The organism is Cellulophaga sp. Hel_I_12 (assembly GCF_000799565.1).
Classification (GTDB): Bacteria; Bacteroidota; Bacteroidia; order Flavobacteriales; family Flavobacteriaceae; genus Cellulophaga.
Map to the genome: position 1 here is coordinate 1,036,539 of NZ_JUHB01000001.1, position 18,090 is coordinate 1,054,628.

The 18,090-nt window shown below is 35.2% G+C and carries 19 protein-coding genes; 10 read left to right on the forward strand and 9 right to left on the reverse strand.

Annotation, left to right across the window (positions count from 1 at the left end; all coding sequences use genetic code 11):
- Positions 1–31: 31 nt before the first annotated feature.
- The 3 genes from GQ45_RS04795 to GQ45_RS04805 all read right to left on the reverse strand — a co-directional run bounded on the left by GQ45_RS04795 (position 32) and on the right by GQ45_RS04805 (position 1,890).
- On the reverse strand, positions 32–736 hold the full coding sequence (locus tag GQ45_RS04795) for a DUF3307 domain-containing protein (RefSeq protein ID WP_047415536.1): 705 nt from the start codon (positions 734–736) through the stop codon (positions 32–34).
- Positions 737–740: 4 nt separating this feature from the next.
- Entirely contained in the window at positions 741–1,343 is a 603-nt protein-coding gene (locus tag GQ45_RS04800) for a SatD family protein (protein ID WP_047415537.1), read from the reverse strand.
- Positions 1,344–1,437: 94 nt separating this feature from the next.
- Positions 1,438–1,890 carry an isoprenylcysteine carboxylmethyltransferase family protein gene (locus GQ45_RS04805; protein ID WP_047415540.1) on the reverse strand — a complete coding sequence of 151 codons (453 nt, stop codon included), beginning with the start codon at positions 1,888–1,890 and terminating at the stop codon, positions 1,438–1,440.
- Positions 1,891–1,952: 62 nt separating this feature from the next.
- Here GQ45_RS04805 and GQ45_RS04810 point away from each other — a divergent pair, with 62 nt between their 5' ends.
- The 5 genes from GQ45_RS04810 to GQ45_RS04830 all read left to right on the forward strand — a co-directional run bounded on the left by GQ45_RS04810 (position 1,953) and on the right by GQ45_RS04830 (position 8,190).
- Positions 1,953–2,531 (forward strand): non-canonical purine NTP diphosphatase, encoded by a 579-nt coding sequence (locus GQ45_RS04810; protein WP_047415541.1) that lies wholly within the window; start codon positions 1,953–1,955, stop codon positions 2,529–2,531.
- 162 nt (positions 2,532–2,693) lie between these two features.
- Positions 2,694–4,598 carry a DEAD/DEAH box helicase gene (locus tag GQ45_RS04815; RefSeq protein WP_047415542.1) on the forward strand — a complete coding sequence of 635 codons (1,905 nt, stop codon included), beginning with the start codon at positions 2,694–2,696 and terminating at the stop codon, positions 4,596–4,598.
- A 90-nt stretch (positions 4,599–4,688) separates the two neighbouring features.
- Complete coding sequence (locus GQ45_RS04820) at positions 4,689–5,477, forward strand: carboxypeptidase-like regulatory domain-containing protein (protein ID WP_047415544.1); 789 nt, start codon at positions 4,689–4,691, stop codon at positions 5,475–5,477.
- Between the two features lie 132 nt (positions 5,478–5,609).
- Positions 5,610–7,289: an alpha-amylase family glycosyl hydrolase gene (locus tag GQ45_RS04825; protein ID WP_047415546.1), complete on the forward strand. Its 1,680-nt coding sequence runs from the start codon at positions 5,610–5,612 to the stop codon at positions 7,287–7,289.
- 73 nt (positions 7,290–7,362) lie between these two features.
- Positions 7,363–8,190, forward strand: coding sequence for a metallophosphoesterase (locus GQ45_RS04830; RefSeq protein ID WP_047415547.1), 828 nt, complete (start codon positions 7,363–7,365; stop codon positions 8,188–8,190).
- A gap of 76 nt (positions 8,191–8,266) precedes the next feature.
- On the opposite strand, the gene GQ45_RS04835 is transcribed toward GQ45_RS04830, so the two are convergent.
- Positions 8,267–8,806 carry an SRPBCC family protein gene (locus GQ45_RS04835; RefSeq protein WP_047415548.1) on the reverse strand — a complete coding sequence of 180 codons (540 nt, stop codon included), beginning with the start codon at positions 8,804–8,806 and terminating at the stop codon, positions 8,267–8,269.
- A 329-nt stretch (positions 8,807–9,135) separates the two neighbouring features.
- On the opposite strand from GQ45_RS04835, the gene GQ45_RS04840 reads away from it, so the two are divergent.
- The 3 genes from GQ45_RS04840 to purB all read left to right on the forward strand — a co-directional run bounded on the left by GQ45_RS04840 (position 9,136) and on the right by purB (position 11,868).
- Positions 9,136–9,843, forward strand: a complete 708-nt coding sequence (locus GQ45_RS04840) for an NAD-dependent deacylase (RefSeq protein ID WP_047415549.1) — start codon at positions 9,136–9,138, stop codon at positions 9,841–9,843.
- A 10-nt stretch (positions 9,844–9,853) separates the two neighbouring features.
- Positions 9,854–10,414 carry a hypothetical protein gene (locus GQ45_RS04845; protein WP_047415551.1) on the forward strand — a complete coding sequence of 187 codons (561 nt, stop codon included), beginning with the start codon at positions 9,854–9,856 and terminating at the stop codon, positions 10,412–10,414.
- 110 nt (positions 10,415–10,524) lie between these two features.
- Complete coding sequence (purB, locus tag GQ45_RS04850; RefSeq protein ID WP_047415554.1) at positions 10,525–11,868, forward strand: adenylosuccinate lyase; 1,344 nt, start codon at positions 10,525–10,527, stop codon at positions 11,866–11,868.
- A 184-nt stretch (positions 11,869–12,052) separates the two neighbouring features.
- On the opposite strand, the gene GQ45_RS04855 is transcribed toward purB, so the two are convergent.
- The 5 genes from GQ45_RS04855 to GQ45_RS04875 all read right to left on the reverse strand — a co-directional run bounded on the left by GQ45_RS04855 (position 12,053) and on the right by GQ45_RS04875 (position 14,744).
- Positions 12,053–12,589 carry a DUF4252 domain-containing protein gene (locus GQ45_RS04855; protein ID WP_047415555.1) on the reverse strand — a complete coding sequence of 179 codons (537 nt, stop codon included), beginning with the start codon at positions 12,587–12,589 and terminating at the stop codon, positions 12,053–12,055.
- A gap of 31 nt (positions 12,590–12,620) precedes the next feature.
- Positions 12,621–13,169 carry a DUF4252 domain-containing protein gene (locus GQ45_RS04860; RefSeq protein WP_047415558.1) on the reverse strand — a complete coding sequence of 183 codons (549 nt, stop codon included), beginning with the start codon at positions 13,167–13,169 and terminating at the stop codon, positions 12,621–12,623.
- Positions 13,170–13,236: 67 nt separating this feature from the next.
- Entirely contained in the window at positions 13,237–13,803 is a 567-nt protein-coding gene (locus tag GQ45_RS04865; RefSeq protein WP_047415560.1) for a DUF4252 domain-containing protein, read from the reverse strand.
- 22 nt (positions 13,804–13,825) lie between these two features.
- A complete protein-coding gene (locus GQ45_RS04870; RefSeq protein WP_047415562.1) occupies positions 13,826–14,248 on the reverse strand; it encodes a hypothetical protein in 423 nt (140 codons plus the stop codon).
- Entirely contained in the window at positions 14,235–14,744 is a 510-nt protein-coding gene (locus GQ45_RS04875; RefSeq protein ID WP_047415564.1) for an RNA polymerase sigma factor, read from the reverse strand. The genes GQ45_RS04870 and GQ45_RS04875 overlap by 14 nt, the downstream gene beginning before the upstream one ends.
- Positions 14,745–14,954: 210 nt before the next feature.
- On the opposite strand from GQ45_RS04875, the gene GQ45_RS04880 reads away from it, so the two are divergent.
- The gene (locus GQ45_RS04880; protein ID WP_047420043.1) at positions 14,955–16,472 is read left to right on the forward strand and encodes a S41 family peptidase; all 1,518 of its coding nucleotides are present in this window, start codon (positions 14,955–14,957) and stop codon (positions 16,470–16,472) included.
- A gap of 116 nt (positions 16,473–16,588) precedes the next feature.
- Entirely contained in the window at positions 16,589–18,034 is a 1,446-nt protein-coding gene (locus GQ45_RS04885; RefSeq protein WP_047415566.1) for a S41 family peptidase, read from the forward strand.
- The last annotated feature ends 56 nt before the right edge of the window (positions 18,035–18,090 follow it).

The window sequence follows — 18,090 nt, forward strand, 5'->3', positions numbered from 1 at the left end:
AAAAATTATCAAAATCCTAAAATTGAACCTCTTAAATCCTAAAATTGAGGTACGCTAGACCTGCTAAAATAGCCATCCCAAAACTCAATAAGGTTCCTATTAAAATATATTCTGTTAATTCTCTACTATTACTTTCTTTTAAATCATTAAATCTAAATACAGATTTGGCGGCAATCAAAAATCCAATTACTTCCCAGCGTCCTAGAAGAATAAAAGCAAAAACAAAAAAACGCTCAATAATACCAATGTACATTCCGGCATTGGGCAAAGATTCATGGTCAGTTTCTATGTGCTTAGACATGCCAGACAACAATTTACTAATCAGTATTGCTGTGGGATAGCTAATAAAAACAAATGCCGTTACAAATAGAAAGTCAATATTTTGAAATAATGCTATGGTATGGTTGGTTAAATCACCATAATAGGCGATGCTGTATAAAACCAAAATATGCAAAATTTGATCTATGAAGAAAGGAATGTTTTTATGTTTGAATTTTGGATCAACATATAATTTTAACAGATCAATGATGTAATGTGCAATCATTATAATAAGCGCTATTTTCCAATAGTTTAAATCCCATAAAAGGATTAGAGTGACTAAAAAATGGAGGGCAACATGAATGTATAGGTATTTTGATTTTACCTTATTTGCTTCCTTATCTAACACCCATTTTTTGGGTTGCAACATAAAATCTACCAGTAAATGTGCTAATAAAAGTTTTGTAAATAGTTCCATCGTATTAGGTGTTTATGGTATGTGAATAATAGGCCAACACTTCTTGTACCAAATCTAGGCGAGCTCTTTTTTGACGCTGACTTACCGCCGATTGTTGAATCCCCAAAAGAGCAGCCAATTCTTGCTGTTGCATCTGAGGATTTTCTAAAGCTAAGTAAATAATTTCCGCAGAAACTACACTCCAATTATCCATAAAGTCTAAAGCCAATTTTAGGATTAAATTTAAAGTTAGGTCTTTGTCGATACTGCCAGTTTTAATGGCCATGTTTATTTTTTGCGCTCTTAAGGTTTCAAAAACGCGACCTGAATTCTGATATGCTGTTCCATTTGACTCACTTATGCGCGTACTTTTAAAGCTTTCGTCACCCACACCTATTGCAAGGCGTACATCTAAGCCTTTTATGGTTTTTACTTTGGCCTTTACCAACACGCCTAGGGCTAGAGCTTTTTCAGGGCTTGTCTTGATTTGAAATTCATCACCCCTATACACTTCCCATTCCTCTGGAGTTTGTCCAAATTTTGAAAGTTGTTTTTTTAATACAGGCATCCATGCTTTAGCCTCACGACTCTCCGAATTGATAATATCCCCTGTTAGTATTGCGATCATAATTTATAAGCTAAAGCGCTAATATATAAAAATATAAGTCAAATAGATAATATTTTTATATATTAGCCAAAAAACTTCTTTTAAGGCACTTAAATTAAAACCATCTACGTACATTTTTGACATACTGCTTATAGGCTTCGCCAAATTTTATGCTCAAAGCTTGCTCTTCAGGGAGGATTTGAAACTTATTCATATAGGCCACAAAAAATACCAACACTAAGAAATTGAAAGCATTAGGCAAGTATAGGCCCCAAGCCAAAAGGAGAAGCAATAAGCTCAAATACATGGGATTCCTACTTATTTTATAGATTCCGCTGACCACTAATTCAGAAGCTTTTTGAGGGTCTCTAGGATCTATACTTGTTTTGGAAGTAAAAAATTGAATCAAAGATACAGTCCCCAAAAACATCCCTACACCGAACAAGGCCCACAAAACATAAAATCTCCCTGTAAAATTAAAATCACCAAAGGGCAAAAAACGAGCTACTAGGTACATTAAAAGCGCTGTTATCACTGTTACTAATGCTGGTGGTATTTTTAAATGCATCTGTTAAATTTAAAATCCTATTTTTGGTTTAAAATTACATTTTAAAAATTAACTACGCCTACATGAAACTTGTTTTTGCCACCCAAAATCAAAATAAAGTTAAAGAAGTTCAACTACTTTTACCTGAAAACATCCATGTTTTGTCCCTACAGGATATAGGTTGTCTTGAAGAAATACCAGAAATAGCAGACAGCCTAGAAGGCAATGCCATCCTCAAAGCTAATTTCGTAACAGCGCGTTATGGCTATGACTGCTTTGCTGATGACACTGGATTATTGGTGGATGCATTAAACGGCGCACCTGGAGTTTTATCGGCACGCTATGCCGGAAATGAGAACAACTCTGAGGCCAATATGAATAAGTTACTAAATGCCCTACTCCACCACAGCAACCGGAAGGCTCATTTTAAAACCGTCATTGCCTTAAATTTAAACGGTGCCCAATACGTTTTTGAAGGCAAGGCACAAGGCGAAATTACAAGCGAAAAAAGAGGAAATCATGGTTTTGGCTATGACCCTATATTTAAACCAGACGGTTTTGAGGAAACCTTTGCAGAACTCCCCATAGCCATAAAAAACGGCATAAGCCACCGCGCTAAAGCCATAAAAAAACTACTGCTTTTTTTGAATGAAATGTCATGATAAATAAAAAGTTAATAAATAAACTTCAAACTCATAAATAAGTAGTACTTTTGCAGCTTTAAATAACGCCGCTAGTATAGCATGTGTTGCGCTGAGTATTAATAGGTTATAAACATAATCGCTCTATGCAACATACATATTTGCGATTAAGTATAACATATTATGACAAAATTTGAAGCGCTAGGGCTTAAAAAGACCCTACTAGACGCTATTGTGGATATGGGTTTTGAAACTCCGTCCGAAGTACAAGAAATGGCAATCCCCATTTTATTAGAAGGTGACACTGATTTAGTAGCACTTGCACAAACTGGAACTGGAAAAACCGCCGCTTTTGGTTTCCCGTTAATCCAAAAAATAGATGCCAATAGCAAAACCACACAAGGTTTAATCTTATCTCCTACTCGTGAGCTTTGTATGCAAATCACAAACGAAATGCAAGCCTACTCTAAATACGAAAGAGGTATCAATGTTGTTGCTGTTTACGGTGGCGCAAGCATTACCGACCAAGCACGTCAAATAAAAAGAGGTGCTCAAATAGTTGTTGCAACTCCCGGTCGTATGAAAGATATGATGAGTCGCGGCTTAGTGGATATTTCTAAAATAGATGTTTGCATCTTAGATGAAGCTGATGAAATGCTGAACATGGGCTTCTATGAAGACATTAAGGAGATTTTATCTGATACCCCAAAAGAAAAAAATACGTGGTTGTTTTCTGCAACAATGCCTAAAGAGGTTGCTACAATCGCAAAAAAATTCATGCGTAATCCGCAAGAGATAACTGTAGGTACTAAAAATTCTGGTGCTTCAACCGTACAACATGAATACTATGTGGTTGGTGGTCGTGACAGATACCCTGCTTTAAAAAGGTTAGCAGATACACATCCTGATATCTTCTCTGTTATTTTTTGTAGAACTAAAAGAGATACTCAGAAAGTTGCCGAAAGTTTAATTGAAGACGGTTATAACGCCGGAGCTTTACATGGCGATTTAAGTCAAAACCAAAGAGATTTGGTAATGAACGCCTTTCGTAAAAAGCAAATACAAATGTTGGTAGCTACAGATGTTGCTGCCCGAGGTATTGACGTTGACGATATTACACACGTTATCAATTACCAATTACCTGATGAAATTGAAACCTACACGCACCGTAGTGGTAGAACGGGTAGAGCTGGTAAATCAGGGACCTCCATGGTCATTATTACTCGTAGTGAACTTAGAAAAATTAAAGCCATTGAAAATAAAATTGGTCAAAAATTTATTACAAAAAATATTCCTTCTGGAATGGAAATTTGTGAAATTCAATTGTACCATTTAGCGAACAAAATAAAAGATACCGAAGTAAATGCCCAAGTTGAAGCCTATTTACCTGCTATCACTAAAGTATTTGAAGGGATTGATCGCGATGAATTAATCAAAAAAGTAGTTTCCGTAGAATTTACACGTTTCTTTAATTACTACAACAAAACAAAAGATTTGAATGCTTCTGGTTCTGACCGAGGAGATAGAGACGATAGAAATTCAGATCGTGGCAATAATAATAGCGGAGAAATACCAACAAGTGGTGCCGTTCGATACTTTATTAATGTTGGTGAAAAAGATGATTACGACTGGATGTCTTTAAAAGATTTCTTAAGAGATACTTTAGAAGTGGGTCAAGATGATATTTTTAAGGTTGATGTTAAGGAAAGTTTTTCGTTCTTTAATACTGATGCTTCTATTACTCCAAAAATTTTAGAAACCTTTAAAGATTTTAAAGTTGAAGGTAGGTTTGTAAATGTAGAAATCTCAAGCAACCCTGGCGGTGGCGGTGGCGGAAGCCGCAGTGGCAGCAGAGACCGAAATCGCGGTGGCGGTGGCGGCAGAGATAGAAGCCGTGGTGGAGACAGCGGTGGTTATGGTGGCAAGAAAAGAGAACGTTCTTCGTCATCCTCAAAAGGAGGTTTTAAAGACGATAGCGGCTCTAAAAGAAGATCTGGTGGAAATAGGTCTAATTCAAGATCAGAATCTAAAGGAGGTTCAAAAGAGTCTAGCGGCGGTAAAAGCAAAAGAAGAAGTGGCTTCTTTTAAGGAACCCATTTTTAGTTAATTTCATAATAAAAAAATACGCTTCGGCGTATTTTTTTAGTTTTCTTTAGTATTTTCGTCCTTATTTATCTTATGAAATCAAAATTTACACTCTATTTTTTCTTGCTATTTTCCGTATTAATTTCCGCTCAAGAAAATGACATAAACGAAGAAGGCAAAGAAGAAATAATGACCGCGCTTGTCGTAAATGCGCAAGACGGTTCACTAATGGAAAGTGTTCATGTGATCAACCTCAACAAAGTGAAAGGCACCATTACTGACGAAAAAGGTGTTTTTAATATTATAGCTTCTGTAAACGATACCTTGTACTTTAGTTATATTGGTTTTAAATCTCAAAAAGTAAGGGTAACCAATGACATGTTTAAATTTAAGGATACTAAAATTACCTTGACAGAACTTGCTTATGCCTTAGAAGAAGTCATTGTCAGCTCTTATAATTTAACGGGGTATCTTGAAATTGATGTTAAAAATCTTCCTGTTAACGATGCCTATCAGTACAGTATTTCTGGTTTAAATACGGGCTACGAAGCAGGTAAAAAAAATCCGAGTGCAGTGAGTAAAGTACTTGGAGCTATTTTAAATCCTGCTGATTTATTGCGTAACCTTTTTGGAAAAAAACCAAACCAAATGAGGAAATTACAACAAGTTAAGAATGATGATGCTATCAAAGATCTTCTAGCCTCAAAATTTGATAGAGAAACCTTAACGGAATTGCTTCAAATTGAAAAAGTAGATATTGAAGACATTTTGAACAACTGTAACTATTCAAAATCTTTCATAAGAACGGCAAACGATCTTCAAATCTTAGATGCGATAAGCGGATGCTACGAAGATTTTAAAGTACTAAATAGAAAAAAATAAAATACGCTTCTTACTAGAATTAAAACTATTTGTTACACTGAAATGAGAGAATGCTGTAGCTTATTAAATAGATTTTCGAATTCATTACAAAATCCCAGATTCATTTTATAATTTTAGGCAAAATAACACATGATGAAAAAAATACTTCTAATTCTACTCGTATCCTTTTTTATAATATCATGTAAACAAGCCAAAAAAGGACCTTTACTTGATGCCCAAACTTCTGAGAAATTAATTTTAGACAAACCTTTTGTTTGGGAAGGTGCCAATATCTATTTTCTTTTAACTGACCGCTTTAAAAACGGAGATACCACCAATGACCTTAATTTTAATAGGACCGAAGAACCTTCTCCATTAAGGGGTTTTATGGGTGGTGATATTAAAGGAATTACCGCTAAAATTAATGAGGGTTATTTTACAGACCTGGGTATTAATGCCATTTGGTTTACGCCTGTAGTAGAACAAATTCATGGAGCTACTGACGAAGGCACCGGAAATACTTATGGGTATCATGGGTATTGGACTAAAGATTGGACTGCCTTGGACCCCAATTTTGGCACTAAAAATGATTTGGAAGAAATGGTAAAAACTGCCCATAAATACGGTATTCGTATTTTAATGGATGTAGTGCTAAACCATACTGGTCCAGTAACCCCAATAGATCCTGTTTGGCCTTCTGATTGGGTGAGAACTGCACCGGCGTGCACTTATAGTGATTATAAAAGCACTACAGCCTGTACCTTGGTCGCTAATTTACCCGATATTAAAACAGAGAGTGATGCAGAAGTTGAACTTCCCGAACACTTACTGGCGAAATGGAAAAAAGAAGGTAGATTGACCTCAGAGTTAGATGAATTAGAGCAGTTTTTTGAGAATTCAGGTTATACAAAAACCTCTAGAGCCTATATCATTAAATGGTTAACAGATTATGTGCACGATTTAGGTATTGATGGCTTTAGAGTAGATACTGTAAAGCATGCAGATGAAACTGCATGGAGTGAACTATACACTCAAGCTTCGATCGCCTTTAATTTGTGGAAAAAAAATAACCCAGATGATGTCTTAGATACCCAAGATTTTTATATGATGGGCGAAGTATACAATTATGGTATTTCTGGAGGTAGGACATTTGATTTTGGAGATAAAAAGGTAGACTATTACGACCACGGCTTTAAAAGTTTACTCAACTTTGAACTGAAGTATGATACTAAGAGTGATTATGAAACTATTTTTACAAAATATGATGACTTGCTGCATACATCATTAGAAGGAAAAAGTGTCGTGAACTACCTAACTTCGCATGATGATGGGAGTCCTTTTGACAAAGAACGCAAAAAGCCTTATTATTCAGCGAATGTACTTTTGTTAACCCCTGGAGCCTCTCAAGTGTATTACGGTGATGAAAGTGCTAGAAGCTTAGAGATAGCGGGTACAAAAGGTGACGCTACTTTACGTTCCTTTATGAATTGGGAAGAAATTGACAGTCTACCTGAAACAAGAAAAATACTCGAACATTGGCAAAAATTAGGTCAATTTAGAGCGAACCATCCGGCTGTTGGGGCTGGAAAACATAAAATGCTCACGGAGTCACCTTATGTATTTCAAAGAACCTATATAAATGGCACTATAGAAGATAGGGTAGTCATAGGCCTAAACTTACCAAAAGGAAAAAAAACATTGTCTGTAAAAGATTTTTTTAGCGATGGTACTAAATTATTTGACAGCTATTCCAAAACCTCATTAGAAGTAAGGGATGGTAAGGTAATTTTAGATTCTGATTTTGATATTGCTTTACTAGAAATACAATCCTAAACATTTATTAAAAGCTTTCGATTTTAGTTGTAAAATCCATTACTTTGCAGGCTAATTTACAAGAGTTTTTTTAATGAAATTAAGCCGAAGAATTTTTATAAAAAGACTTTTTTTAAGTGGATTGGGTATTGCTGGTATTGTGTACTTAGATAGCTTTTGGATAGAAAAATATATCATCGATTGGAATGAGCATGATCTTTCTGAAAGCAGCAAGGATAAAATTAAAATCATCCAGTTATCCGACTTACATTTAAAGGAAATAAAATATTTCCACAAAACTATAGCTGAAAGAATTAACAGCGAACTACCTGATGTCATTGTGTTTACTGGGGATACCATTTCACGACGAAACAGCTTAAATATCTTTGAAGAATTATTAAACCTTATCAATCCAAAAATCTTAAAAATTCTTATTTTAGGGAATAAAGAGTATGATGCTAGAGTATCTTTAGAAGTGCTAAAAAAAGCTTTTGCTCCCTTTAATGGCTACGTACTTGTCAATGAAAATTTTGGGTACACCAAAAACAAAAGACGTATTAATATTTTAGGGATTGATGATTATTTACATGGCACACCTGACTTTAATGCCGCTGTCTCCACCATAGAGGATTCAAGCCTAGAAACCATAGTGCTAAACCACTGCCCAGCGTACACAGACACCATTGACGAATTAAATAAAAGCACAAAAATCCCAATAAAAATGGTGCTATCAGGGCATACTCATGGGGGGCAAGTCACCTTTTTTGGGCGTGAAATATACACACCAGACGGTAGCGGTCGCTATTTAAAAGGTTGGTATACTTCAGGCAATACCAAAATGTATGTCTCAAAAGGGATAGGCACAACTGTTCTACCCTTGCGATTTTTTGCCAGAGCAGAAGCTTCCATTTTTTATCTATAAAAAATACGGGAAGGGTATTAAATTTTTAAAAGTTGAAGCCGAAATCCTACCTAAAACAAGCTGCTTCGGGTAAATTTCACGCATCCCAAGAACGCTCTACAATTAATTTTAAAGTACCTAAACCCTCTTCAAAATCTGTTCCGACCATTTTATCCATATTTACAAAAAGTGTAAAAATGTTCATTGGAAAGTTGGTTTCTCCTTTAAAACTCCAAATAACTTTTGTCTTTGCTTCTGTAATAGTTTCCACTCTTAAGCTGCAATACGAAATAGATTTGAGCGGTCTGTAAAAACGAAGTTCCATTTCCACCATTTCGCCATCTACGATGCTCATGATCTCTTGCTCGCCTTCACCTACCTCTTTATTTCCGCTCCAATAATTAATGGCCCCTACTTGTCCGTCCACACCCGTAATTCTTATGTTCATATGAGCGTCTTTTTTAAACCAAGGCGACCATTCATTTTGCCTTTTCAAATAACGTACATAGTCGAACACCGTAATTTTTGAAGCAAAAATCTCTATTGATCTTGACACCTCATAGGTTTTAGGGGCGAGAAATATCAATACCGTCGCTAGTAAAATAATACCTGAAATACCATAAAGTGCTAAAGTCATAGACTAGATTTGATGCTGACTAAAGATACATAAAAATCACCTAATACTTGGTTTTAGTAGCTCTTCACAAGCTATGACGACTTTCAAAATATGTAATTAGGTTATCATCCTTTCGATCATTATAATAATAAGCGAACTAAAGGATTGGTACTTTAAAAGCTTAAGAAAAATCTAAAATGCTTATTTTTACAGGGAACTATGTTGAACCTTTAGAACATTATTTTTTGCTTGTTCCTCAAAAGTATAAGTGTTCCAATGAAGCGTACCGTTGTTCAGTATAAATACATTTTTCGCTATTTCAATGTAGTACGTATAAAAAATTTAGGGTAATGAAAAAAATTGTTGTTTTAACTGGTGCAGGGATTAGCGCTGAAAGCGGTATCCAAACATTTAGAGGCGCAGATGGCTTATGGGAGGGGCATAATGTGATGGAAGTAGCCTCTCCTGAGGGTTTTAAAAAAAATCCTTTATTGGTATTAGATTTTTACAACAAACGGCGCCAACAGCTATTAATGGTAAAGCCAAATCAGGCACACCAAGCGCTTATAGAACTAGAGACGCATTTTAATACGACAATCATTACCCAAAATATTGATGATTTACACGAAAGAGCGGGGAGTTCTTCGATCGTACATTTGCATGGCGAATTATTAAAAGTAAGAAGTTCTGGAGGAACAGATGGCACTGATGATGAAACTTTAGACTGGAGAAAAGACTTACTTTTAGGCGATACTTGCCCCAACGGATACCAATTACGACCTCATATTGTTTGGTTTGGCGAACAAGTGCCGCTTTTTGATAAAGCCATTGAAATCACCGAACAAGCTGATATTTTAATCATCATAGGGACTTCAATGCAAGTTTATCCCGCCGCAAGTTTAGTGAATTTTATTTCGCAAAACACACCTATCTATGTGGTAGACCCAAAACCTAGTGTCCGGAAAAACGATTTTAATAATTTAACCATTATAGAGAAAACCGCTGTTAACGGCGTGCCAGATTTAGTGAGCAAGCTAATTGCAAATTTTCCCAGATAAAGCGTAACGGATGTCAGTAACAACAGTACAGGAAGCATTAAGCCATGTAAATCATTCACGTGAAAAAAGAATGGAAATGGCCCTTTTAGTTTCTGAAAATACGGCTTTAATAAAACCATTACTTAAAATGGCATTTACCATTGATGACCCCATATCTTGCAAAGCATGTTGGGTATTAGAATTTACAGCAAAAGAAAATTTAGCATTTATTTATCCGTATTTAGATGAGTTTACCTCGAAACTAAGTACCGTACATTTAGAATCTGCTATGCGGCCTTTAGCTAAAATATGTGAATACTTAACCACATCCTATTTTAGGCAACACAGCATACCCACTAAAAATAGCCTTAGCGATGCACATCTAGAAAAAATCACTGTAGCTTGTTTTGATTGGCTAATCAATCCCCATAAAGTCGCAACACAAGCCTACGCTATGACCTCATTATTATTATTGGGAAGAAAATTTAAATGGATTTTACCTGAACTGAAATTAATACTAACACAAAACTATGCCGATGGCAGTGCTGCCTATAAAGCAAGAGCTAGAATGACCTTAGCTAAAATAAAGTAGTATTGGGTACTGGATTTTGGTTTTTTTGCCATTCGACATTCGCCTTTTGACATTAGACTTTTGACTAATAAACCCTATCTTTGCCACTTCAATAAAACCAATCAATTACAATGGCTTTAAATAAATTGAATGCGATTTCACCCATAGATGGTCGCTATAGAAATAAAGTAGATAAATTAGCTGATTTTTTTTCTGAAGAAGCGCTCATAAAGTATCGTGTACATGTAGAAATTGAATATTTTATAGCGCTTTGCGAAATCCCCTTACCTCAGCTTGCGGGCTTTGACAAAACAAAATTTGAAGCCTTAAGAAAAATTTATTTAGAATTTACTTCTGAAGATGCACAGGCCATCAAAGAGATTGAAAAAACGACCAATCACGATGTAAAAGCGGTTGAATACTTTATAAAAAACAAATTTGATGCTTTGCATATAGCAGAACATAAAGAATTTATTCATTTTGGATTAACGTCTCAGGATATAAACAATACCGCCATTCCACTTTCTTTAAAAGACGCTATGAACGAGGTGTATGTACCTCAATATTTTGAGCTTCTAGAAGAATTAGAAGCCTTAGTTTCTGAGTGGAAAAACATTCCTATGCTGGCAAGAACTCATGGACAGCCAGCTTCCCCTACTCGACTAGGAAAAGAAATTCATGTGTATGTAGTGCGCCTAAAGGAGCAATTTAATTTATTGAATGATATCCCAAGTGCAGCAAAATTTGGTGGTGCAACAGGAAATTACAATGCACATAAAGTAGCATACCCAAGTATTGATTGGCAATCATTTGGACAAGAGTTTGTTCAAGAGAAATTAGGTTTATACCATTCGTTCCCAACGACCCAAATAGAGCATTATGACCATATGGCCGCTTTATTTGATAATTTAAAAAGGATAAACACCATTATTTTAGACCTAGACCGCGATTTTTGGACCTATGTGTCTATGGATTATTTTAAGCAAAAAATAAAAGCAGGGGAAGTAGGCTCATCCGCAATGCCCCACAAGGTTAACCCTATAGATTTTGAAAACTCTGAAGGAAACTTAGGTATTGCTAATGCCTTATTCGAGCACTTATCCGCAAAATTACCCGTGTCAAGATTACAAAGAGATTTAACGGATAGCACCGTGTTGCGCAATATAGGCGTACCTTTTGCACACACGATGATTGCTTTTCAATCTACCCTAAAAGGTTTAAACAAGTTATTGTTAAATAAAGAAAAGTTCGAGCAAGATTTAGAAAACAATTGGGCAGTGGTAGCCGAAGCGATTCAAACTATTTTAAGACGGGAAGCGTATCCTAACCCCTACGAAGCTTTAAAAGGCTTAACACGTACTAACGAAAAAATCAACCAAGGCACTATTGCCAATTTTATCGACACTTTAAAGGTTTCTGAAAGCATCAAAACCGAATTAAAACAAATCACACCAAGTAATTACACAGGCATTTAAGGATGTAAAGCCGCTACATACCGTAAGAAAAAGCAATTTTTATAACTTTAAAACCTCTTTAGGCCTTATAAAAAGTGATATAGTGAACCTATCATTGGCATCTTTTTTAGATCTATAAGTACCCTACAAATAATCCTGTTTTGCATAGCATCAAAACAGGATTATTCAAGTATTTTAACTTTTTTTATTCGAAAAATGTACCTAAAGCTTTAATTTGATCCCCACTAAAGTCTGTACTTTTCATGGCATCCATTAATTGCACTAAGTGAGCCGGATTCATATTGTCGCCTAGCACTCGTACCAACATAAACCCTTTTTCATCGCTATCGCCGTAGACGATTAATTCGTCTATAGCTTCAGTTTCTCCTGAATAACTCATAATTCCCTTGCCAAAACTCGTGTTAATCTTCATTAACTCTTCGTATTTTCCGTTCCTTAAAATTTCTTTTACATTGGCCTTTTCTGTAATAAAAACACTTGAATTATCTACGGTTTTCTTAAAGGCTATAATATTTAATTTTTTTAAGGAGGCAACAGCTGTTTTTTGCTCCGGAGTTAATGTGGCCTTATCTAAATTCAATAAGCTTACCGGCAAATCAAGTGATATAAAGTTGGGGTTTTCTGAGTTATCTACATAGTATTCCTCTAAACTTTGGTTTGATGAGCAGCTTACTACGACTAAAGCCAATGCTACAACTAAGGGATATATCATCTTTTTCATGGTCTTGGATTTTTTAAAATTTTATAAATTTTTATTTACTTCTCTTTGCTTGGTTGAGTTCTTTAGGAAGGTTCATTTTATTGGTTAGAGCACTAATTTTTTCTAAATCTATATCTCCCGTCATCGTTAGTAAAACCGTTTCTACCTGCCGATTCCCAATGCTTGCTTCCTTAATATTTTCAATTCCTGAAGTAAACATTAAAAGTTCTTTTACATGGGTATCTTTTCGGCCTTCTCTTACGTAAAATCTTACATTGACATCCTCACTTTTTACGCGCATTAATTCTTCCAGTTTTGAAGATTTTAAATAGCTACCGACGGCTTTGGTCATTTTTATGGAAGCCTTTTGATCTTCTGTAATAAAAACTTTTAGGCTTTGTAATCCACTTGCGATAGCTAAAAAATCTTTTGCATCCTGATCATTTTCATCAATTCCGAGAGAACTGACAAGGTTGATCATGTTTTTATTAACTACTATTGACGATACATTATCCATGTTTTCAAAAGGATCAAATAGGGATTGTGAAAATCCTAAAATTGGCAATAGTGTTGCGATTAAAAATAAACTGATTGTTTTCATGACTGATTGTTTTTGATTATTGATGATTGTTTATGATTGCTATTTATTTTTGATGAATGATGATTCCTTATTTTCCTTTTTTTGATGCTTTACCTAATTCTTTTCCACCTGGTAAATTCATTTTATCGGTTAAGGTGGCAATTTTTTTTAAGTCTATATCTCCTGTTAAGGACAATAGAACAGTTTCAATTTTTAGACCGTTCATGTCCACATCTTGCAGTTCTTTGCGATCTTTTAATCCCGTAACCAGCATAAGTAATTCTTTTACATGGTCTGCATCTTTACCTTCCTTCACGTAAAATTTTACATTCGAATCTCCGTCACGCACTCTCATAAGCTCTTGGTAGGTAGCAGCACTTAGCTTTTTGGCTACCCAACTATCTAAATCTTTTGAAATTGAAGCACTTTCTGTGGTAATGACCTTAAAACTGGTAATAGAATTGACTAAAGAGAAAAAATCTTTAGATTCTGGATCATCACCACTAATACTCATTTTAGCCAACATTTGAAACATTTTTGGCTGCATGGCAACATAGGTGACATCGTTATTTTCTGCGTATTTGTCAAAAATATCTTGACTAAAACCAAGACTAGGCAAAACGAGTAAGGCAATAAATAATAGGGACTTTTTCATATTTTTTTTTATTAGGGTTTATTTATTTTAAAAATTTATTGGTGTTCTTTTCGAATTCTTGTAAATAACTAATCTGTTGTGTGCCTTTATCAAAATTAAACGCGAGTAATTTTAAAGCTTCTTGTGCAGAAGCAATTTCTTCTTGCGTGTATTCATTTTCTAGAGGATCATTTTTAGGTTGCATAAAATAAATTCCAAAAAACAGTATAACCGCTGCTGCCACAGATATCCATTTGAAGGGACTTGATTTTTTCTTTATGAGGAGCGGCTTTTTAAAAGTCTCATTTTTTGCCTTTTCTAGTTGTACAAAAATAGGCTGGTACTCTTTTAAATGGGGGACAACCCCATTCGTTGAAAAATAAGCTTTAAGTATTTTTTCTTCGGCTACCGTTGTAGTAGCTTCAAAATACTTTTCAAGTAACTGTTCTATATTATCTAATTCCATAGCTGTGTTTTTCTAATAATTTTTCTCTGACTGTTTTTCTCGCTCTTGATAAGGCTACACGTATTGCCGTGGGTTTCATATCAAGCATCACCGCAATTTCATCGAACTCGTATTCTTCTACATCACGCAATTGTAATACCATTTTTTGCTGTTCGGGTAATTCCGCCATAATTTTCTCAACCCATGTAACGCTATCTTTGGTTTCAAGTTGGTTTTGCAAAGACCTAGAGGCGTCTGTATAATTGCTATGTACCAATTTTAAATTCCCAGCTTGTTTAGATTTTAAACGATCTAAACAAAAATTTTTAGTCATGGTCATTGCAAATGCTTCTACATTGTTATAGTTTTCTATGCTAGCCTTCTTTGACCATAATTTTAATAAAACCTCTTGGGTAGCATCTTCTGCTTCTTCCGTAGAAACTAATAAACGCTTAGCCAAGCGATATAATTTATCTTTAAATGGCATGATAAGGTTTATAAATGCTACTTGTTTCATTTTTGGTTTAGGTTGTTGATAAAACCATGTACAGGGTTTATACTAGCAAGACGAGTTACAACGAATATTGTTACAAATAATTTTTTTTTAACGCTAATGTATTTAATTTAGGACGATTAAAACTAATTGAATCCTATTACCGTATATATTTCAAAGTACAAAAAAGCTATTTTGGCATGTTTTGTGTACCGTAATAAAAAAAAGAAAATTATGAAAAAGAACTTTATTCTACTAGCTTCAGTAGCAATAGCCCTATGTACAAGTTGTAAAAAAGATGAACAAACTGAACAAGAAGTAATAGTAGCCGACGTTGAACTTGCTAATGAAGTCAATGAATTTATTTGGAAAGGTATGAATGCTTGGTACCTATGGCAAAATGAAGTACCTGTATTGGCTGACAACAGATTTATCGACAACAACGAGTTCTACACGTATTTGAACGGGTTTTCTGAGCCTAGAGACCTTTATAATGCAGTGCAATCTAGTAAAGATCGTTTTAGTGGAATCGTGGACGATTATGATATCTTGTTTAATTCGTTTGCTGGTGTTGCAAAAACTACTGGTGTTGAGTATTCATTAACAAGACCTCCAGAAGGGGGCACAAGTGTAGTTGGTGTTGTTCGCTACATCATCAACGGTTCTGATGCAGCTGCTAAAGGAATTCAAAGAGGTGATATTTTTTACGCCGTTAATGGCACGCCACTCTTTGCAGAAACTAACGCTGATGGCAGAATTACGAATAGTAATTTAAATTTACTGAGTGCGGACACGTATACCTTAAACTTTGCGACAATTTCAAATGGGTCTACAACTCCAAATGATGTCAATATTTCATTAACACAGCAAGAGTTGACAGAAAATCCAATTCATATCTCCAAAATTATTGAAACCGGTGGTAAAAAAATTGGTTATATCATGTACAATAGTTTCACGAGCAACTTTGACGATGAATTAAATACAGCGTTTCTAGAGTTTAAAAATGCTAATATTGATGAGTTGGTGCTTGATCTAAGGTATAATTTAGGTGGTTCTGTAACCTCATCAACTAGGCTGGCTAGTATGATCACCGGACAATTTAATGGACAACTTTTTTCCAAAGAAAAGTGGAATGGTAAATGGACTAGACTACTCGGATCTGATAATGCTTTTGTTTCTAGAATAGATAACGATTTGATTAACAGCGTGGGTATGACCCGTGTTTTTGTAATAGCTACAGATGATAGTGCGTCTGCAAGTGAATTATTGATCAATGGCTTAACACCTTATATCAATGTAGTGCATATTGGAGATGTCACGGTAGGGAAAAATGAATTTTCAATTACCCTTCTTGATAATCCAAATCAACAAGCCGATCTTACAGATGGAAGTAAAATTAGTTTTCCGTATGCCAACTTTTTTTCTACCACCCTACAGAATGCTAATAAAAATCATAAATACGCATTACAACCACTTGTGGGTACGAACGAAAATGCCGCAGGTTTTTCGGAATTTACAACAGGCCTAGTTCCTGATTTTTCGCAACCAGAAAGTTTAGGCAATTTAGGACAGTTGGGAGAAATTAATGAGCCGCTACTTGCGGTAGCCATAGCTCAAATTACTGGTGCTACAGGGAAATCATTTTTAACACCCGTAGCTGAAAATTTAAAAATAAAAACCATAAGTAGCTCTAATAGCTTAAAGCCCTATAGAGATGTGATGCTTCAAGATACGGAAATAAAATTTAAATAAGTAAATACTTATAATTCTAAACAGCCCTAATGATCGTGAATGCTTAGGGCTGTTTTCAATGTATTGTCTAGCCTACCTTTTTTAATCGTAATTTTAAACCTTAGCTGTATTTTAAAATGAAAAAACAACTTTACTTAGTGCTAGCCCTAGTATTCTTATTTACATCTTGCTCAGATAATGATGATGATGTAAACACTGATGTCGTCGTTCAAGATTTTATGTGGAAAGCTATGAATACCTATTATTTTTGGCAACAAGATGTTTCAAATTTAGCGGATACCAAATTTCCTACATCTCAAGAATACCAAGAATTTTTAGCTTCTGCTCCAAACCCTGAAGTTTTTTTTGATTCTAAACTTCGTTTTAGTGAAGACAGATTTAGCTTTTATTCCGATGATTACAAGGAGTTAGTCAATAATTTTGCTGGTATTTCAAAAAGTAACGGGTTAGAATTTGGATTAATTAATTCCGCAAGCCGAGGAGTATTTGGTATTGTTCGCTATATTATTCCTAATTCTGACGCGGCCACAAAAAACATCCTGCGGGGAGAGGTTTTTAATGGTGTCAACGGTCAAACGCTCACCTTAGAGAATTATGAAGAGTTACTTTTTGGCAATAGCGACACCTACACCCTTAATATGGCCGATATTACAGCAACGACAATCAGTAGAAATGATAAAGAGGTAACGTTAACGAAACAAGAAGGACTCACTGAAAATCCCGTTTTTACGACGAAAACTGTAGTATTGAGTGGTAAAAACATAGGCTATATCCTATACAATGGCTTTACCAACGAATTTGATGAAAATTTGAATGCGGCCTTTGGCCAATTAAAGGCTGAGAATATCACAGATTTAGTACTAGATTTGAGGTATAATGGTGGTGGATCCGTTAACTCAGCTCGTTTATTATCAAGTATGATTCATGGAACTGATGAAACAAAGCTTTTATTTCGTCAGCGTTGGAACGACAAATTACAAGCACAATTTACACCAGCACAATTAGAAGACTATTTTGCTAGCAGAACGGCTAGTGGCACCGCCATAAATACACTAAATTTATCAAAAGTGTATATTTTGGTAAGTAGAAGTAGTGCGTCTGCCAGCGAACTCGTTATAAACGGATTGCGACCGTATATGGATGTTATTTTACTAGGTACCACCACAAGAGGTAAAAATGAATTTTCTATAACCTTAGTAGATGACGCTAGTAGACCTAATGGTGCTTATATCTATACGAGTTCTAGAGAACGGAACATTAACCCCTTTAATTCTTGGGCTATTCAGCCACTGGTCGGTAGAAATGAAAATGCCTCCGGTTTCTCTGATTACACGTCGGGATTTAACCCTGACATTGAACTAGCCGAAGATGCCACTAATTACGGTATCTTAGGAGACGTTAATGAGCCTTTATTTGCAAGAGCTCTTCAGGAAATTACAGGAGTTTCTGGCAAAAGAGACTTTACAGTAAACGTACCAACTCCTATCATGACGAGCTCTAAAATGTTTACGCCTCTAAAAGACCACATGTATATAGATAAAGACATAAACGTCAATTTCTAAAAATTCTAATGGATAAATAAAAAGGGTCAGCTTTACGGCTGACCCTTTTTGTTGTG

What these genes read in the sequence shown, in the direction of transcription:
- GQ45_RS04795 (WP_047415536.1), bottom strand. Translation starts at nt 736, where the DNA reads ATGGAACTATTTACAAAACTTTTATTAGCACATTTACTGGTAGATTTT.
- GQ45_RS04800 (WP_047415537.1), bottom strand. Translation starts at nt 1,343, where the DNA reads ATGATCGCAATACTAACAGGGGATATTATCAATTCGGAGAGTCGTGAG.
- GQ45_RS04805 (WP_047415540.1), bottom strand. Translation starts at nt 1,890, where the DNA reads ATGCATTTAAAAATACCACCAGCATTAGTAACAGTGATAACAGCGCTT.
- GQ45_RS04810 (WP_047415541.1), top strand. Translation starts at nt 1,953, where the DNA reads ATGAAACTTGTTTTTGCCACCCAAAATCAAAATAAAGTTAAAGAAGTT.
- GQ45_RS04815 (WP_047415542.1), top strand. Translation starts at nt 2,694, where the DNA reads ATGACAAAATTTGAAGCGCTAGGGCTTAAAAAGACCCTACTAGACGCT.
- GQ45_RS04820 (WP_047415544.1), top strand. Translation starts at nt 4,689, where the DNA reads ATGAAATCAAAATTTACACTCTATTTTTTCTTGCTATTTTCCGTATTA.
- GQ45_RS04825 (WP_047415546.1), top strand. Translation starts at nt 5,610, where the DNA reads ATGAAAAAAATACTTCTAATTCTACTCGTATCCTTTTTTATAATATCA.
- GQ45_RS04830 (WP_047415547.1), top strand. Translation starts at nt 7,363, where the DNA reads ATGAAATTAAGCCGAAGAATTTTTATAAAAAGACTTTTTTTAAGTGGA.
- GQ45_RS04835 (WP_047415548.1), bottom strand. Translation starts at nt 8,806, where the DNA reads ATGACTTTAGCACTTTATGGTATTTCAGGTATTATTTTACTAGCGACG.
- GQ45_RS04840 (WP_047415549.1), top strand. Translation starts at nt 9,136, where the DNA reads ATGAAAAAAATTGTTGTTTTAACTGGTGCAGGGATTAGCGCTGAAAGC.
- GQ45_RS04845 (WP_047415551.1), top strand. Translation starts at nt 9,854, where the DNA reads ATGTCAGTAACAACAGTACAGGAAGCATTAAGCCATGTAAATCATTCA.
- purB (WP_047415554.1), top strand. Translation starts at nt 10,525, where the DNA reads ATGGCTTTAAATAAATTGAATGCGATTTCACCCATAGATGGTCGCTAT.
- GQ45_RS04855 (WP_047415555.1), bottom strand. Translation starts at nt 12,589, where the DNA reads ATGAAAAAGATGATATATCCCTTAGTTGTAGCATTGGCTTTAGTCGTA.
- GQ45_RS04860 (WP_047415558.1), bottom strand. Translation starts at nt 13,169, where the DNA reads ATGAAAACAATCAGTTTATTTTTAATCGCAACACTATTGCCAATTTTA.
- GQ45_RS04865 (WP_047415560.1), bottom strand. Translation starts at nt 13,803, where the DNA reads ATGAAAAAGTCCCTATTATTTATTGCCTTACTCGTTTTGCCTAGTCTT.
- GQ45_RS04870 (WP_047415562.1), bottom strand. Translation starts at nt 14,248, where the DNA reads ATGGAATTAGATAATATAGAACAGTTACTTGAAAAGTATTTTGAAGCT.
- GQ45_RS04875 (WP_047415564.1), bottom strand. Translation starts at nt 14,744, where the DNA reads ATGAAACAAGTAGCATTTATAAACCTTATCATGCCATTTAAAGATAAA.
- GQ45_RS04880 (WP_047420043.1), top strand. Translation starts at nt 14,955, where the DNA reads ATGAAAAAGAACTTTATTCTACTAGCTTCAGTAGCAATAGCCCTATGT.
- GQ45_RS04885 (WP_047415566.1), top strand. Translation starts at nt 16,589, where the DNA reads ATGAAAAAACAACTTTACTTAGTGCTAGCCCTAGTATTCTTATTTACA.